Consider the following 16,796-nt stretch of genomic DNA (forward strand, 5'->3'; position numbering starts at 1 on the left):
GTCTACACCTCATAAATAAAATTGTCAATTAATCTGGTTTTTCCAATATATACGGCAATGGCAACCAAGGTGTCTTTGTTGAAATTATCTACATCTTTTATTGTTTCAAGGTCAACGGCACTGATGTAGTCGATTTTTGCAAGTTTTTCTGATGAAATTAATTCTTTCATTTTTTCCAAAACTTCACCTACACTTGCTCCATTCTTTGCCATTTTTTCTCCTTCAAAAATTGCCTTTGAAAGACAAAGAGCAGCCTTTCTTTCGTCAGCTGAAAGATAGGTATTTCTTGAAGACATAGCAAGTCCGTCGTCCTCTCTTACAATTGGGCAAGCAACAATTTCAACTGGAATATTTAAATCAAAAACTAATTTTTTAATAATTGAAAGCTGTTGGGCATCTTTTTGTCCAAAATACGCCCTATTAGGTCCAACAATATTAAATAATTTTGTACAAACAGTACAAACTCCCCTGAAATGTCCAGCTCTTCTTGCTCCACATAAATTATCAGAAAGTCCCTCAATATCTACAAAGGCTTTTTTGTCGTGATACATTTCGCTTGGTTCTGGATTAAAAATAAAATCAGCTCCCAAGTCTTCGCACAATTTGCTGTCAGCATTTATATCTCTAGGATAAGCCTCCAAATCCTCATTTGGTCCAAATTGGATTGGATTTACAAAATCAGAAACAACTACGATGTCATTTTCTGAAACTGCTTTTTTAATTAGGCTTGCATGACCCTTGTGCAAAAATCCCATGGTAGGAACAAGGCCGATTGATTTGCCCTCTTTTTTAAAATCTTTCAAAACATCTTTCAATTCATCAATTTTTTTGATAACTTTCATTTTCTTCTCCTCTAAAAATATTTAGAGATAGCCTAATACACCACTAAAATTTATTTATGATAATCTCCCGTGTTTTTCGTAAGATGAAATTTTTTGAATTTTATTTTCATCATCAACAAAAACAACTTTCGGACTATAATTTTCTAAATCTTTTTCACTATAAGAGGCATAAGCCATTATAATAACCAAATCATTAGGCGAAAAATGTCTTGCAGCAGCACCATTTAAACAAATAACACCACTGTCTTTCTCGCCAGCAATTGTATAAGTTTCAATTCGATTTCCATTGTTAATATTAACTACTTGCACTTTCTGATACTCTCTAATTCCAGCTGCACCAAGCAAAGCCTCATCAACAGTAATAGAACCAACATAGTCAAGTTCAGCCTGAGTCACAGTAGCCCTATGAATTTTTCCTTTTAACATTTCAATTTCCATAAAATCTCCTTAAAAAAAGCAAGGTAAAAGCAGTTTATATTTAATAAACAGACAAAAACCTTGCACAAGTAACAAAATATTTTGAGTCTCACTAAATATATAAGCTCATTTTTTAAAATTTAAATATAATGGTGTAAAAGAGTATAGTTTTAAAAACTTAAATACTATCTCTAGGGGTATTATAAATCATTAATATAAAATTAACAATGTGTGGGGAGAAATTTTTTTGAAAATAATATAAACTTTTTAAAACAATAATGAACTTGTGGTTAAAATTTTCATAAGAGGTAGAGTATTTATATATTTAATTAGTAACTTGATAAGTATTGAAATACTAAAAATTAAAATATTGGACTGATTATTAACATAAGATGTGAAATAAATTTGACAAAATTTTCAAAGATGATATTATAAAAATATAATCAACTAATAATTAAAATATTATAATTATAGAAAGGAGATGAGAAAATGAACGTGTACGAATTGAAAATTAGAACATTTTTATTAGAAGATATTGATTCATCAGATTCTTTGGGATTTATTTCTAAGGCAATAATTTCTTATTTGTCAGAAAATGAAAAATTTTTAGATATTCACGAATCTAAAAATTATAAATCCTATTGCCATGATAATCTATATCCAATAAAAAAGTTCTACAAAAAAAATATGGTTTATCAGTACAGAATTAGGTCGGTTGATGAAGAATTTGTAAATTATATGTTAAATGGTTTTTCTGATTACAAGGACAAGGTTTTCAAAAACTTAACTGTTGATGTTAGGATAATTCCAAAATCACCGATTTCAAAATTATTTACCTTAAATCCTATAATAATAAAAAATGATTTTGGATATTGGAAGGAAAAGTTGACCTTAGAAGAATTTGAAAAGAGATTCACAGATAATTTAATTAAAAAATATAAATTTTTTATTGATGAAAATGTAGAAGAGGGAAAATTTTATACAAGCCTTAAATTTTTAAATGAAGGACCAATCGCTTTTAAATTTAAAAATATAAGACTTTTGGGCGATAAGCTTGAGCTGGAAATCAATATGGATAAAAGAAGCCAAGACTTAGCCTATTTTGCACTTGCTGTGACATTTAGCGAAAATGCAGCTTATGGAGCAGGATTTTTGGGATATAAATATTTAATTTAGGAGGTGATTATGTGCTAGAAGAATGTTTGGAAATCTTTAAGAAAAATTTGGACGAGGATCCTGATATGGTTTTGAGAGGATATATTCCCAAAGATGGTAAATATTATCTTGTTACTATGAAAGAAAAAAGTCCTTGGGAAGTAAGTCCAAGTTTTAAAATTAAATATGACAAAAAAGAAAAGAAAATCGAAAATCAACCATTAAATTATTCTTTTATTAGAGATTTGGATTTTAATTCCAATCTCTTAAACATGAACAAAAGCATAGACAATAAAAAAGCGATCCATAGTTCTAATTATTATAGTTTTTTCTTCAAAGAAAATTCTTGTGAAGATAAGATTAATAAAGATGCGATAGAAAGATATTTTTCGGTTTTAAAAAATCCTATTAAAAAATATAAGGATAAAAGAGCAAAAAATCTTTATTTGGAAAATGAAGAAAAATTAGGATCTGTAAATTTAGAAGAAGTAGAAAAAATCGAGAAGTGGCTTATTGAAAATATTGATAAGAAAGAATTATTTGATATTGATACAAGCTCAAAAGATTATTTCAAAATATTTTTTGTCTATGAAGATGAAGAAAAAACAAAAAAATCCTATCAAAGAGAGCAAGATAGGTATTTACTTACCAATTTATTTAATAAGAATAAATATAATATAGAAGTTAATGGAAAAACTTTTGGTGTTTCTGATGATAATTTAGGAATAAATGATAAAAAGCCTTATTTAGAAAATTTATCTAGAAAGGTAAAACAACCTTATTTAATAAGTGCAGATATGGCAAAGTTACAAAATTTATTTTTTTCCTATCTTTCATCATCTGTAAAAAGAGGAAATAATAAAATATATTTTAATACAGGAAATAAAGAAATAAGTTTTGAAAAAAATAAAAATTTTATAGGTTTTGAATTGTTTTTGTATCCTGAAAAAAATGAGGCGGCTATCTTAGATTATAATATTTATTCAAAAGATTTTGATGATATAGAAATTAAAATTAACCAATATATTGAAGAATATTTACCTGAAAATGTTAAAGCTGAGGATATTTCTAAAAGAGAAGAAAAATACGGTCTTGTTACTGAAAAAAATACACTTTTAAATAAAATAGATTCGGTTTTTTTCTATAATTATTACCAAAGAAATAAGTATAATTTGGAGAATTTAAATATAAAAGAGTTAAATTTCAAAATGATAATTTTAAACTATGGGAAAAGTCTGGAATTTGCAATAATAAATAATAAGAATAAAGAAGTTTTAAAGATTTTAGATAGACTCTTGAAAGATTCTATCAAATATTCTCTTACAAATGATTATAATACAAAGGCTATAACCCAATTTAATTATTATTTATCTTTGAAAGAATATTTTGAAAAAAAGGAGGAAAATTATATGGATTTTCAAGAAAAAATGAAAAGAAAATTAGAATCGGCAGGCGATATTTCTCTTGAAGGTGATGAAGAAATTTTGTTTGCCTTAGGACAAGTTTTGAGAAAATTGCTTAATCATTCAAAGATTGGCGATAAAAATTTAACCTTTATTAGAAATTTCTTGGATGAACAAAAAACTTCTAAGATAATCGAAAATTTAAAACATTTGCTTGTAACTTATGCCCACAATATTAGCACTAAAGATGTAAGATTTAACAGGGCAGTAAGCCAAATTCTTGTTTATGAATTTGAAAAGGAAAAGGCTGATGATAAGTGGATAATGGCAGGATTTTTAGAAGAATCATATCTTTATGGAAAAAAACTAAGTGAAGGAGAAGAAAATGACAGAGCTTAACAAAAGAGTTTATGGGATTATTGGTATAGGATCAAAAATGGCAAATTGGAATGCGGATTTCTCAGGATTTCCAAAATCTTTATCATCTGGTGAAATTTTTGGATCAGATAAAGCCTTGAAATATACTATGAAGAAAAAATGGCTAGAAGAAGGCGAAAAAGTAATTTATATAAAAAGTTATACTATAGGTGATAAAGGAAACTTGATGCCTAGAACTTTAAAGGAAAGATATGAACAAGTTTTTGATACAGAAATAAAATCTGGTGAATCAGAAAAAATTTTGACTAACTTATTTTCTGCAACAGATGTAAAAAATTTTGGAGCTACCTTTGCAGAAAAAGGAAATAATATTTCTATAACTGGAGCTGTGCAAATTTCCCAAGGAATGAACAAATATGAAGACAGTAAAGCTCAAGTTCAACAAATTTTATCTCCTTTTAGAGATCCTAATGCTAAAGAAAAAAGTAAATCAGGAGAGGATGCTCAAAATTCTACTTTGGGAAATAAAATTGTATCAGATGAAGCTCATTATTTTTATTCTTTTGTAATAAATCCAAAGGCTTATGATGATTATAAACAATTAGGAGTAACAGAGGGCTATAGCGAAAAAGATTATGAAAAATTCAAATTAGCAGCAATTGATTCTGCATCTTCCTATGCTACAAACTCAAAAGAAGGAGCAAATAATGAATTTTCTATGTTTGTTGAAACAAAATTAGATACTTATCTTCCAAGCCTTGCAAATTACATTGAATTTGAAAAAAATTCTGAAGAAAACTCAAAAGATAAGATAATTTTTACAGGAAAAACTATTCTAGAAGAAAGAGATGATATAGAAAAAATTCAAATTTATTATGACAATGAAAAAATAGACTTGGTTGATTTTCCAGATAATATAGAAATTTATAATATTTACACAAGAGAAAAAATCGAGGCTTAATATGAAAGCTTTGAGATTTAGATTAAGTGGTAAAACAGGTTTTTTCAAACAGCCAGATGTAAATACTTATCTATATTATACTTACGGTCAAATTCATAGAGTCGCCCTTCTTGGACTTTTGGGAGCAATTCTTGGATATAAGGGCTACAATGAGAAAGATAGGGAAAAACATCCTGAATTTTATAAAAAATTAAAAGATCTTAAAATTTCTATAGTTTCAGAGGGAAATGATGGGATTTTTGATAAGAAGTTGCAAATATTTAATAATTCTACAGCCTTTGCTTCAAACGAAGAAGGTGGAAATTTAATAGTAAAACAAGTTTGGCTAGAAAATCCTTCATGGTTAATTTATATTTTATTAGATAATGATCAAAGTAAATCGATAGAAGAATATATTTTAAATAAAAAAACAATTTTTACTCCTTATCTTGGAACAAATGATCACATGGCAAATATTAGTGATTGTGAAATTGTTGATATAGAAAAAAGTAATGCAAAGATTATAAATTCCCTTTTTTGGGATGAAGATTTTAAACTAAGGCTAAAAAGTAAGATTTATAAATATGAAGAAAATCTTCCGTTTTTCTTAGAAGAAGACACTGAAAGATATATAAGAAAAAAAACATTAGCAAGTAATGGAGAAGTTAGAAAAAAATCAGATAAAGATGTAATTTTTGAAGATTTAGATAATAAGTTAAAACTTGTCTTTTACAGCGAAGAAGGAATTTATGAAACTTGATTTTATAGTTAAAAATCCAGATAAATACCTAGGTCACATAGAAGGAGTAGGAAATAATAAAGAAAAATTAGAAGATCATATTAATAAAACTTTTGCATATTACCAAAAGATTCTAGATGAAAAAAACTTGGGAAAAGTCTTTGAAAGATTTTTCCTAAGTATTTTTGATGAAAAAGATGAATATACTTATTTTAAAGATTTGATAGATTCAGTAATTTTGTTTCATGATTTAGGAAAGATAAATTCTAGGTTTCAAAGAAATAAATTAAAAAATTTTGAAATAGACCTTATAGATTTGGGAATAGAAAGCCAACATTCTATACTTTCTTCATTTATTTATGTTTATATTTTTGTTGGAAAAATTAAAAACTTAAAAATTGATGATGAACTAAAAGAAAAATTTTATTATCTTATTTTTTTAAATGCCTTTGTAATTTCTAGACATCATAGTGATTTATCAGACTTCTCATATTCAATTCATAATTTTTTTGATTTATTTATTGATGAAAGAAGTAAATTTTATAAAACTTTAAATTATTTAAGTAAAGATAAGAATATAAAGGAAGAATTTTTTGATGATTTTGAAGAAATTTCAAATGATATTATGGATCTTGTTTATGATTTTGATATGGATTCTTCTTATACGGATTTCAAAAAATCAAAGTCCAAAGAGATTTACATATATACAAGACTTATTTATTCTATTTTAGTTGCATCTGACTTTTATGCTACAACTGATTATATGAATGGATATAAGACAAAGCTTCCAAAAATTGACCAAAATGACCTTATAAAGATATACAATAATTCAAAACTTATAAAAAGTATTAGAAAAAGCGAAAAAGACAAGTCTTATGAGAAAAAAGAAAATATAAACGATCTTAGGACAAAAATTTTTCTAAATGCAGAAAAAAATTTAGAAGAAGAAAGGGATAAGAATATATTTTTCCTAGAAGCTCCTACAGGTTCTGGCAAATCTAATACTGCTATGAATTTATCTTTCAAATTATTAAATAATCAGATTAATAAAATAATATACGCCTATCCCTTTAACACCTTGGTAGAACAGAATAAAAATACTCTTTTAAAATACTATAAAAAAACCAGCATAGAAGAAAAAATTTCAATTATAAATTCCATAACACCTATTGGAAAAAGTGACAATGAAGATTTTATGAAAGATTGGGATTATTATATAAAATCTTTATTGGATAGGCAATTTCTCCACTCTCCGTTTATAATCACATCTAATGTAGGGCTTTTTAATACGCTTTTTTCAAATAAAAGAAAAAATATCTTCGGCCTTTATCAACTTACAAATTCTGTCATTGTTTTGGATGAAATTCAAGCCTACAGGGAGGATTTGTGGAATGAAATTATAGAAATGTTGGAGATTTATTCCAAGATTTTTAATTTAAAAATAATTATAATGTCGGCAACTCTTCCAGATTTATCAGCCTTATTAGATGAGGATAAAAAGAAAAATATAGGAAAATTAATTAAAAATCCAAGAGAGATGTTTAATGAGCCTTTATTTAAAAATAGGGTTAAAATAAATTATGATTTGTTAGATTTGGGAAAGATTGACTATGATCATCTTTTAAATCATATGAAAGAAAATATAGGAAATCACAAAAAAATATTGGTAGAATTTATTAGAAAAAAAGATGCGGAAAATTTCTTTAAAATTTTAAATGAGGAGGAATTTTTCGCTCAATACAATATTTTGATTTTAACGGGAGATGATAATTTGAGAAGGAAGGCTCAAGTTATCGGACAAATAAGTGGAGAAGTTATTAAAAAAACCATATTAATTGCAAGTCAGGTTGTAGAAGCTGGAGTTGATATTGACATGGATATTGGTTACAAAGATATATCTATGCTTGAAAATGAAGAACAATTTTTGGGAAGAATTGGAAGATCGGCTTTAAAAAATGATGCTGTAGCATATTTTTTTGATATGGCAGATGAAAAGAAAATTTATAAAAATGCCCAAGATATTTTGACTCTAAGAAATAAAGATAGGAGAAAAAATCTTGAAACAAAAGATTTTTCTAGATATTTTGCCTTAAAATTACAAAAAGCAAAAAATGATAGGGATGAATATGCCTATATAAATTTTGAAAAAGACCTTATTAAATTAAATTTCGAAAAAATATCAAAACACATGGAATTAATTGATGATAATAGGCAAATGATAGAATTATTTTTAAATAGAAATTTAAGGATAAATGGAAAAGAAATAAATGGATCTGAAATTTGGACTCAATACGCAAATCTTATTGAGAATAAAGATATGGATTATAGTGAAAAGATGGTAAAACTTTCAGAAAATAAAGCACAAATGTCAGATTTTCTTTATAGAATTACAAAAAGAGATTTTATAAAATATATTGGAAAAGCAAATGATATAATAGGAAATCTTGTTTATATAGAAGATGGAGAAAAATATATTTACAATGAAAGATTAAACTATAAAAATGAAAATGATGAATTTGAGGACATACTATGAATGGAACAATAATAAATTATTATTTTCATTGCAAAAGACAGTGTTATTTGTTTGCCAACAAATTAAATTTCGAAGATAACAGTGAACTTGTAAAAATAGGAAAAGAAATTCACTTAAATAAAAGCGAAAATAGGAAGAATTCTGAAATAAAAATAGACAATATAGTGGTTGATAAAATTACAGATAAATATTTGGTAGAAATAAAAAAATCAGATGCAGACAAAGAAGCTGCTAGATGGCAGCTTTATTATTATCTTTATATTTTAAAGAAAAAAGGAATAGTCAAAAAATGAAAATTAGAATTTGTTGAAAACAATAAAGGTAAAAAAATAGAATATTTGGACTTAGATGATAAAAAAGAAAAAGAACTAGAAAAAGTACTTAAAGAAATAGAAGAATTTATTTCAAAAGAAAAAATCCCAAAATTCAAAAAAATTAAGGGATGTACCAAATGCGCCTATTATGAATATTGCAAGATCTAGGTGGGAATATGGGAAAAACAAAATATCTTTTAACAGATGGACAAATAAAAAGAAAAGACAATTCCTTGTGCTATAGAGTAAATGGTAAAAATGTTTATATACCAATAGAAAGCATAAGAGAGCTTTATATACTAAGCGAGACAAGTATAAATACAAAATTATTAGATTTTCTTGCAAGTAAGCATATAGTCTTACATTTTTTTAATTATTATGGAAACTATTCAGGAACATTTTACCCAAGGGAAAAATATATAAGCGGAAAACTTTTGGTTAAACAAGTGGAAGCCTATAATGAAAAAAGAATAGAAATAGCTAAAAAAATTGTAGGAGCAATAGGTAAAAATATCTACCAAGTTCTATATCATTACTATAAACATGACAAAAAAGAAGTTAAAGCTTTCCTTGATTATCTAAAAAATAAGATTCCAAAAGAGCTTGATAAGGCAAACGATATTAAACAAATTTTATATATAGAAGGAAAAATTTGGCAAGGATTTTACGATTCTTTCAAATATTTTCTAAATGAAGATTTTATTTTGAATAAAAGAGTAAGAAGACCCCCTGATAATCCAATAAATGCTTTGATATCATTTGGAAATTCACTTTTATACACAAAAACAATAACAGCTATCTATAGAACTCACTTAAATCAAGCCATAAGTTATTTACACGAACCAAGTGAATCAAGATTTTCTCTTTCCCTGGATATGTGTGAAGCATTCAAGCCGATTTTGGTATTTAAAACAATTTTTGATTTGGTAAATAATAGAAAAATTAGGGTAGAAGATCACTTTATAAAAGAGCAAAATTACTGCATACTAAATGATGAAGGTAAGAAAATATTTATAGCAGCATTTGAAAAAAGAATAGAAACAAAATTTAAAAATGAAAAATTAAAAAGAAATGTAAGCTATCAAACACAAATAAAGCTAGATTGCTATAAATTAATAAAATATATACTAGAAGACAAAGAATTCGAACCCTATTTATTAGAAAGGAAATATTGATGGGGAAAAATTATAATTATGCATTTCTATTCTACGATGTTGGAGAAAAAAGAGTAAACAAAGTCTTTAAAGTCTGCAAAAAATATTTAACTCACCACCAAAATTCAGTATTTAGAGGAGAAATAAGCCCGTCAAAAATTATTGCTCTAAAAAGAGAAATTAAAAAAATAATAAAAAAAGAAGAAGACTTTGTAACAATAATAAAAATGTATAACAAAGAATCCTTTGAAGAAGAAACTATAGGAAAATACAAATCAATAGAAGAAGACCTAATCATATAAATACCAGCAAAAACAAAAGAATTTGAAAAAATAAAGAAAAGAAAAAAATAGAAATAGCTGGTAAAAAATCAAAGAATCTCATAAAATGGGTAATATATTGATAGGATGTATATTTAAAATGTGCATTTTATATTGGTTGATTATTAACATTTGATGTATTGAAATGATAGAGAATATAAAAATTTTAAGTTGTCTGGTGCTAGTTGATTATTAACATTTGATGTATTGAAATCTTGATAGACAGATAAGAAATATAGTTGAATATCAGTTGATTATTAACATTTGATGTATTGAAATATAATAATTCTTAAAATTAGATCTAAACTTTCTGAGTTGATTATTAACATTTGATGTATTGAAATAGGGTTGCTTTGCAACCCCTTAGGGGCTTGCCCTTGTTGATTATTAACATTTGATGTATTGAAATGCCGTTTTAAGAAAGATTGAGGCGATAGAATGATATGTTGATTATTAACATTTGATGTATTGAAATTGTTTCTGCTCTTGATATTTCTGTTGGTAATATTAAGTTGATTATTAACATTTGATGTATTGAAATTCAAGAGCTGAAACCCTATTATCAATATTAACAAGGTTGATTATTAACATTTGATGTATTGAAATATAAGTCCAGAAAAGACGCTTTAGAGTTTGATATTTGTTGATTATTAACATTTGATGTATTGAAATAGTATTATGAATGATTTGATTAAAAAGAGGAAAGAAGTTGATTATTAACATTTGATGTATTGAAATATTAGTTTATTTAAGACGAAAGCTGATACGATCCAAGTTGATTATTAACATTTGATGTATTGAAATTAGTGGAAGAAGAACACATCCTATAACCAAGATAGCGTTGATTATTAACATTTGATGTATTGAAATAACTGAAATGGGTAAAAGATTAGGTATTCCTACTTCGTTGATTATTAACATTTGATGTATTGAAATAGTTCAAATTCGTCATTTTTATAAACTGCATATCCGTGTTGATTATTAACATTTGATGTATTGAAATTTTTACAACATTTAGCCACGCATAAGTAATAGCAACGTTGATTATTAACATTTGATGTATTGAAATTCAATATTGGTTATATTGTTATAAGCCTTAGACTTAGTTGATTATTAACATTTGATGTATTGAAATTTCTAGGATAAATACCAGAGCCAACCCCATTGAAATAGTTGATTATTAACATTTGATGTATTGAAATTCAATTATATTACCATTTTCATCATAATATAACTCAGTTGATTATTAACATTTGATGTATTGAAATTGGAGCAGCGTTACTAAAATTTATTCCTCTTAGATCGTTGATTATTAACATTTGATGTATTGAAATAGGGATTATTTATCTCATTCAGAACGGTTGAAATTGTTGATTATTAACATTTGATGTATTGAAATAAATCAAATAAATCACAATAATCATCATTATAAGACAGTTGATTATTAACATTTGATGTATTGAAATCATAAACTTTATAATAATAAAAAATTAGATTATTTAGTTGATTATTAACATTTGATGTATTGAAATATTCCTGCAAGTATAACTAATGCTATTGCTCCAGTGTTGATTATTAACATTTGATGTATTGAAATTATTTAAGACAGCGTCAGATTTGGGAAGATAAAAGTTGATTATTAACATTTGATGTATTGAAATTATTGCTGTTAATAAGTCTTATTTTACGGATACTAAGTTGATTATTAACATTTGATGTATTGAAATCAGGACAGTTTCTTTTCTTCCTGCTCATATTCTTGTTGATTATTAACATTAGATGTATTGAAATATGAAACATTTTAATTTTTAACATTTCAATACGTCTGTTGATTATTAACATTAGATGTATTGAAATTCTAATAATTCAACTTTATTTATAAGTCTTTTTTCAATTCTTGTTGATTATTAACATTAGATGTATTGAAATAATATATAGACCACCCAGTAAAATCATTATAAGTAGTTGATTATTAACATTAGATGTATTGAAATTTAACATTTACAGTTTTTGTTACTGTTTTAGTTGTTTGTTGATTATTAACATTAGATGTATTGAAATATGCAAATTTAATTGCATATCCAGAAAAAAAAACTCAGTTGATTATTAACATTAGATGTATTGAAATATAATCGGACAAAAACCAAAGTAATGATGATATTCCGTTGATTATTAACATTAGATGTATTAAAATCTAAATAACTTAAAAGTAAATGATGGAGCTTTTCCGTTGATTATTAACATTAGATGTATTGAAATACTTTAAAATTTCAATAATTTCACTGTATGAAAGTTGATTATTAACATTAGATGTATTGAAATATCTTTCTTCCATCTAACATTTCAAAAACTTGACTTGTTGATTATTAACATTAGATGTATTGAAATGAAGAATATAAATTAAATATTTTAAAAGCATTTAAGTTGAATAGTAACATTAGATGTATTGAAATAAAGGCAAAGAAAATGGAAATTTACGAGGAAGAGATGTTGAATAGTAACATTAGATGTATTGAAATTAGTCCATATGATAAACTCCAATTTTATGAATCATAGTTGATTAATAACATATGATATATTGAAGTGAACTTTTCACTATATAGTTTAATTAAATATATGACATTGTATATTACTTGAAATTTTATTAAAGGAGATATTATGAATTTTATTGAACTTGTGAAGAATCGTTATTCTTGTAAAAATTTTAGTGACAAAAAAGTTGAAAAGGAGAAGCTTGATATTATTCTAGAAGCGGGCAGGCTTGCGCCTACTGCTAAGAACAATCAGATTCAAAGAATTTACGTTGTAAAATCAAATGATGCTCTTATAAAAATTGAGGAGCTTACTCCTTGTAGGTACAAGGCTCCTCTTGTTTTGCTTGTAGCTTTTGATGAGAGTGAGGCTTTTGTTTATCCGGGAGGGAAATATAATACTGGTGTTGAAGATGCTACGATTGTTGCAAGTCATATGATTTTGGCAGCTTCAAGCCTTGGTGTTGATTCTTGCTGGGTAAATCTTTTTGATCCTGATAAGGCAAGAGAAAAATTTTCTTTGCCTAAAAATGAAAAAATTGTTGCAATGATTGATTTGGGCTATGCAAATGATGGAGTTAAGCCTTTAGAAAATCATTTTAAGCGCAAAAATATTGATGAAACTGTAAAAGTTATTTAGGACAATGGGGGTTAGCAAAGATATGGAATACTTGATATTCTGTATCTTTATTTTATTTTTGCTATTGATTTTGAGATATTAGCTAAATTATTTTTGAATTTTAGTGTTATTTATTATATTTAATGGAAAAGTGCTTTTGCAATATATGAAATAATTTTCATTTTACAAAAGCACTTTTTTATATTTTATTTGATATTAACTTTTAAATTTTATTTCAAAACAAATTCCATCACAACTGGATTGTGGTCGGAGTATTGGAAATTTTCTTTTTCTTGGGTTTTTATGGTTTTTATTTTTATATTATCTGTTGCCATAAATCCGTCTATGGTTGAAAGATAGGCGTCTTTTCCTGTATAAGGTTTGTCGTTTACTACTGATGTTTCTCCGTTTTTGTCGTAGTAGAGTTTTATATTTTCTGTTAGCAATTCTTTTGGCAAAATTTTTGGATTCCAAATTCCTTCTGGCAATTCTTTGTAATTTCCTGTTAGCTCTTGGTTAAAATCTCCGCCTACTATCACGTAATTGCCTTTTTTATATTCTTTGTTTACGAAATTTATTATTTCTTTTGTTTGTGCAATTCTTCCGTTGTTTCCTTTTTCGTAGGCGTCTAGGTGGACGTTTACTATTACTAATTTCTTGTCGGAATTTTTTATGTCGATGTATGAAGGGTTGAAGGCTCTTTTTAGGTTTACTAGTCTTGATGGAAATTTGTGAGGGATTTCTTGTTGGTATCTTTTTGATTTTTGTATTTTAAAATTTGTTTGAGTCATTATTCCTGATTCTACTTTTCCCATTGGTGGGATTGGATATGGAATAAAGGCAGCCTTAAAATTTAGGGCGAAGGTTGTGTTGCCCAAAAGTTTTTTTCTTATTTTTTCGTACTCGTTAATGTGGTAGGTTCTTTTTGAATTTATATCTACTTCTTGGAAAAATTTTATGTCGGAATTTATTTTTTTACTTGAATTAATGATGTGGTTAATTGATTTTTCTACATGGCTTTTGTTTATTGGAAAGACCATTTTTCCACCGTCCATAAAGAAATCCGTGTCTTTATCAAGTCCGCCGTATCCAATATTCCAAGTCATTATCGTATAACTTTTTCCGATTTCTGGATTTTTATCGCCATTTCCTTGGATTTCTACATTTTCAATTTTTTCTGGTCGGTACTCTTTTATCCAAAGATATGATAGGAGAATTAAAATTCCTATTAGAATTATTCCTATTATGGAAAAGATAATTTTTAATGTTTTTTTCATTTTTCACCTCTATAATTTTTGGGAAATTTCCCTAATTTGTTATTTGTATAATATAAATACCCTTTTTTTTCTTATATATAAGAAAGAAAATTAAAATAGGGAAATAAATAAAATCTCTATAATTACTTTGTAAAATAAAGTTAATAAGATTGTTTTAAATTTCTAGAAAAGTATAGTTACTTTACGAAAGATTATGTATCAAAAAATATTTACAATATAAATAAAGAGGCTTTAATTGATGGAGTTATTATGGAAAAAGTAAAAATTATAGCTGATTCGGGGTGTAATATAGACCTTGACATGGCGAAGGAATATGATATTTCAATACTTCCTTTTAATATAAATTTTAAAGACAAATCTTACACCGACCTTTACGAATTAAGTAGGGAAGATTTTTTTATAAAATATAAGGAAAGCAAGGAGAGAGTTACAACTTCTATGCCATCTCCAGGCAAATTTTTGAAATTATTGGAAGAAGAATACCAAAAAGGATATAGAAACTTTATAGTATTTTCAATTACAAAGAAATTTTCTGGAATTTATCAAATGATGGATATGATGAAAGAGGAGTTTGTAGAAGAAAATCCAGATGCAAGAATTAAAGTAATAGATACAAATACAGCCACAATAGCTGCAATTTATCCTGTAATAAAAGCTGCGATTTATGCGAAAGACGGAATGGGACTTGATGAAATTTACAAAAAAAGTCTGGATAATTTAAAATATTGCAATGTAGCAGGAGTTGTAAAAAATTTGGATGCCTTAGTTAGGGGCGGAAGACTTCCAAAAACTATAGCCAAGCTTGCAAATTTAATTTCATTTTCTCCGGTTTTGTGCATAGAAGATGGAGAAATAAAATTAATAAAAAAAGTCACAGGAAAGAAAAAATCATACAAAGAATTGATAAAATATTTGAAAAAGCTTTGCAAAAAATACAAGGATTATCAAATAATAATTGGCGGAGCAGATAGTTCAGATGAAATTGAAATTTTAAAAGAAGGACTAAGTAGCGAAATAGAAAATGCCCTAGATTTTAAGATAATAGATGTAACAGCAGTAATAGGCTCCCACTTAGGAGATGGAGTAATTTTCTGTTCGATTTTTCCAATAAATTAGATTTAATAATTTGAAATAAAATATTTTCGTATTAAATTTTGCTATGTGATTTTTAATACTTTGTAAATAATCTAAGCCCAATCATCTGGGCTCAGAGCGTAGACAAACCCTCAAGCACGAATATCTGACTCCAAAAATTGTTGATTTCTAAATTTCAAAATTCTAAAATCGCAAACTCGCTTATGCGAGAACAGATAAATAGCTTAAAATTGTGCCAGTGGCACGATTTTAATATTTATCCCTCGGAATAAAACGAAGAATTAAAATTTAATTGAATTTAATTTATTTTAAAAATAATCACAGCTTTAAATTTTAGAGTGCGTTCTTATGACGAATTTTAAAATTTGAAATCAAATCAATTTTTTCCGTATGATATTCTTAGCATGAGGATTTGTATACTTTGTCAACAGTCTAAGCCCAATCATCTGGGCTTTTTATTTTTGGAAAATTTTAAAAAATTTTTGATTATTTTTTTGTTTCATTTTCACATAAAATTTTACAAAAAAATTTAGATTTTTATTATTTTTTTACTCTGAGAAAATAAAATTTTTTAATAACAAAATTTTTTTATTTATATTTAGGTTCTCAAAAAATAAAACCAATATAATGATATTCAATATCATACTATTCGGTGTATAATTGTTTATGAAGATAGTGATAATATATATCATTATTTTACATACTATTATTATGACTAAGTAAACTTCACTGGTTCGGTTAGATGGATTTATTTTTTTAGAGATTGTTGATATTGACTATTATTACGAAAAATCATATAATTATAAGCCATAAATAAATTTATTTAAAATAATAGATTAATAAATAGAAAGAAGGAATATATGCCAATAACCTTATTAAATAATGGACAAGAAGCAGAAGTTATTAGAGTAACTGGAAATGATGAAATGAAAACCCATCTTTCAAATTTAGGTTTTGTTAAAGGGAAAAAAGTTAAATTATTTTTCTTTGATGGAGTAAATTACATTATTATGGTTGACAATAGCAAGTATGCTCTTAACAAAGACTTAGCAAAAAGAATATACGTGAGGGAGATATAA

13 protein-coding genes, 1 pseudogene and 1 CRISPR repeat array are annotated in these 16,796 nt (G+C 26.2%); of the genes and pseudogenes, 11 read left to right on the plus strand and 3 right to left on the minus strand.

Translation table 11 applies throughout. The features are described 5' to 3' along the window. Nucleotides 1-2: 2 nt before the first annotated feature. Nucleotides 3-842, minus strand: a complete 840-nt coding sequence (gene panC, locus HMPREF0078_RS08430; RefSeq protein WP_004839787.1) for a pantoate--beta-alanine ligase — start codon at nt 840-842, stop codon at nt 3-5. A 54-nt stretch (nt 843-896) separates the two neighbouring features. Next, on the minus strand, nt 897-1,280 hold the full coding sequence (panD, locus tag HMPREF0078_RS08435) for an aspartate 1-decarboxylase (protein ID WP_004839789.1): 384 nt from the start codon (nt 1,278-1,280) through the stop codon (nt 897-899). 468 nt (nt 1,281-1,748) lie between these two features. Here panD and HMPREF0078_RS08440 point away from each other — a divergent pair, with 468 nt between their 5' ends. The 9 genes and pseudogenes from HMPREF0078_RS08440 (at nt 1,749) to HMPREF0078_RS08480 (ending at nt 13,366) form a co-directional block, all read left to right on the plus strand. Next, the gene (locus tag HMPREF0078_RS08440) at nt 1,749-2,435 is read left to right on the plus strand and encodes a hypothetical protein (protein WP_004839790.1); all 687 of its coding nucleotides are present in this window, start codon (nt 1,749-1,751) and stop codon (nt 2,433-2,435) included. A gap of 11 nt (nt 2,436-2,446) precedes the next feature. After that, a complete protein-coding gene (locus HMPREF0078_RS08445) occupies nt 2,447-4,216 on the plus strand; it encodes a hypothetical protein (RefSeq protein ID WP_004839791.1) in 1,770 nt (589 codons plus the stop codon). Continuing rightward, a complete protein-coding gene (locus HMPREF0078_RS08450) occupies nt 4,203-5,156 on the plus strand; it encodes a type I CRISPR-associated protein Cas7 (protein WP_004839793.1) in 954 nt (317 codons plus the stop codon). Before HMPREF0078_RS08445 ends, HMPREF0078_RS08450 begins: the two co-directional genes overlap by 14 nt. A gap of 1 nt (nt 5,157) precedes the next feature. Continuing rightward, nucleotides 5,158-5,895 (plus strand): type I-B CRISPR-associated protein Cas5b, encoded by a 738-nt coding sequence (gene cas5b / locus HMPREF0078_RS08455; RefSeq protein WP_004839794.1) that lies wholly within the window; start codon nt 5,158-5,160, stop codon nt 5,893-5,895. Beyond that, complete coding sequence (locus HMPREF0078_RS08460; protein ID WP_004839796.1) at nt 5,885-8,407, plus strand: CRISPR-associated helicase/endonuclease Cas3; 2,523 nt, start codon at nt 5,885-5,887, stop codon at nt 8,405-8,407. The genes cas5b and HMPREF0078_RS08460 overlap by 11 nt, the downstream gene beginning before the upstream one ends. After that, a pseudogene (gene cas4, locus HMPREF0078_RS08465) lies at nt 8,404-8,889 on the plus strand (CRISPR-associated protein Cas4). Before HMPREF0078_RS08460 ends, cas4 begins: the two are co-directional and overlap by 4 nt. 8 nt (nt 8,890-8,897) lie before the next feature. Continuing rightward, nucleotides 8,898-9,896, plus strand: a complete 999-nt coding sequence (gene cas1b / locus HMPREF0078_RS08470; protein ID WP_039920680.1) for a type I-B CRISPR-associated endonuclease Cas1b — start codon at nt 8,898-8,900, stop codon at nt 9,894-9,896. Continuing rightward, nucleotides 9,896-10,177, plus strand: coding sequence for a CRISPR-associated endonuclease Cas2 (gene cas2 / locus HMPREF0078_RS08475; protein ID WP_004839804.1), 282 nt, complete (start codon nt 9,896-9,898; stop codon nt 10,175-10,177). Before cas1b ends, cas2 begins: the two co-directional genes overlap by 1 nt. A 135-nt stretch (nt 10,178-10,312) precedes the next feature. Next, nucleotides 10,313-12,780: a CRISPR direct-repeat array (repeat unit 30 nt; unit sequence GTTGATTATTAACATTTGATGTATTGAAAT). A 73-nt stretch (nt 12,781-12,853) separates the two neighbouring features. Continuing rightward, nucleotides 12,854-13,366, plus strand: a complete 513-nt coding sequence (locus HMPREF0078_RS08480) for a nitroreductase family protein (RefSeq protein ID WP_004839806.1) — start codon at nt 12,854-12,856, stop codon at nt 13,364-13,366. A gap of 209 nt (nt 13,367-13,575) precedes the next feature. Here HMPREF0078_RS08480 and HMPREF0078_RS08485 read toward each other — a convergent pair whose 3' ends face one another. Beyond that, nucleotides 13,576-14,622: an exonuclease/endonuclease/phosphatase family protein gene (locus HMPREF0078_RS08485; RefSeq protein WP_004839807.1), complete on the minus strand. Its 1,047-nt coding sequence runs from the start codon at nt 14,620-14,622 to the stop codon at nt 13,576-13,578. 249 nt (nt 14,623-14,871) lie between these two features. Here HMPREF0078_RS08485 and HMPREF0078_RS08490 point away from each other — a divergent pair, with 249 nt between their 5' ends. Together HMPREF0078_RS08490 and HMPREF0078_RS08495 are read left to right on the plus strand one after the other, a co-directional pair. Next, on the plus strand, nt 14,872-15,738 hold the full coding sequence (locus HMPREF0078_RS08490; RefSeq protein WP_004839808.1) for a DegV family protein: 867 nt from the start codon (nt 14,872-14,874) through the stop codon (nt 15,736-15,738). An 839-nt stretch (nt 15,739-16,577) separates the two neighbouring features. Further along, nucleotides 16,578-16,796: a FeoA family protein gene (locus HMPREF0078_RS08495; protein ID WP_004839809.1), complete on the plus strand. Its 219-nt coding sequence runs from the start codon at nt 16,578-16,580 to the stop codon at nt 16,794-16,796.

The sequence above is a fragment of the Anaerococcus vaginalis ATCC 51170 genome, assembly GCF_000163295.1.
GTDB lineage: Bacteria > Bacillota > Clostridia > Tissierellales > Peptoniphilaceae > Anaerococcus > Anaerococcus vaginalis.

Bases quoted from the DNA above. Each gene is read 5' to 3' on its own strand.
- HMPREF0078_RS08485 (WP_004839807.1), bottom strand. From the start codon at position 14,622: ATGAAAAAAACATTAAAAATTATCTTTTCCATAATAGGAATAATTCTA.
- cas1b (WP_039920680.1), top strand. From the start codon at position 8,898: ATGGGAAAAACAAAATATCTTTTAACAGATGGACAAATAAAAAGAAAA.
- HMPREF0078_RS08480 (WP_004839806.1), top strand. From the start codon at position 12,854: ATGAATTTTATTGAACTTGTGAAGAATCGTTATTCTTGTAAAAATTTT.
- HMPREF0078_RS08440 (WP_004839790.1), top strand. From the start codon at position 1,749: ATGAACGTGTACGAATTGAAAATTAGAACATTTTTATTAGAAGATATT.
- HMPREF0078_RS08495 (WP_004839809.1), top strand. From the start codon at position 16,578: ATGCCAATAACCTTATTAAATAATGGACAAGAAGCAGAAGTTATTAGA.
- HMPREF0078_RS08460 (WP_004839796.1), top strand. From the start codon at position 5,885: ATGAAACTTGATTTTATAGTTAAAAATCCAGATAAATACCTAGGTCAC.
- cas5b (WP_004839794.1), top strand. From the start codon at position 5,158: ATGAAAGCTTTGAGATTTAGATTAAGTGGTAAAACAGGTTTTTTCAAA.
- HMPREF0078_RS08450 (WP_004839793.1), top strand. From the start codon at position 4,203: ATGACAGAGCTTAACAAAAGAGTTTATGGGATTATTGGTATAGGATCA.
- panC (WP_004839787.1), bottom strand. From the start codon at position 842: ATGAAAGTTATCAAAAAAATTGATGAATTGAAAGATGTTTTGAAAGAT.
- panD (WP_004839789.1), bottom strand. From the start codon at position 1,280: ATGGAAATTGAAATGTTAAAAGGAAAAATTCATAGGGCTACTGTGACT.
- HMPREF0078_RS08490 (WP_004839808.1), top strand. From the start codon at position 14,872: ATGGAAAAAGTAAAAATTATAGCTGATTCGGGGTGTAATATAGACCTT.
- cas2 (WP_004839804.1), top strand. From the start codon at position 9,896: ATGGGGAAAAATTATAATTATGCATTTCTATTCTACGATGTTGGAGAA.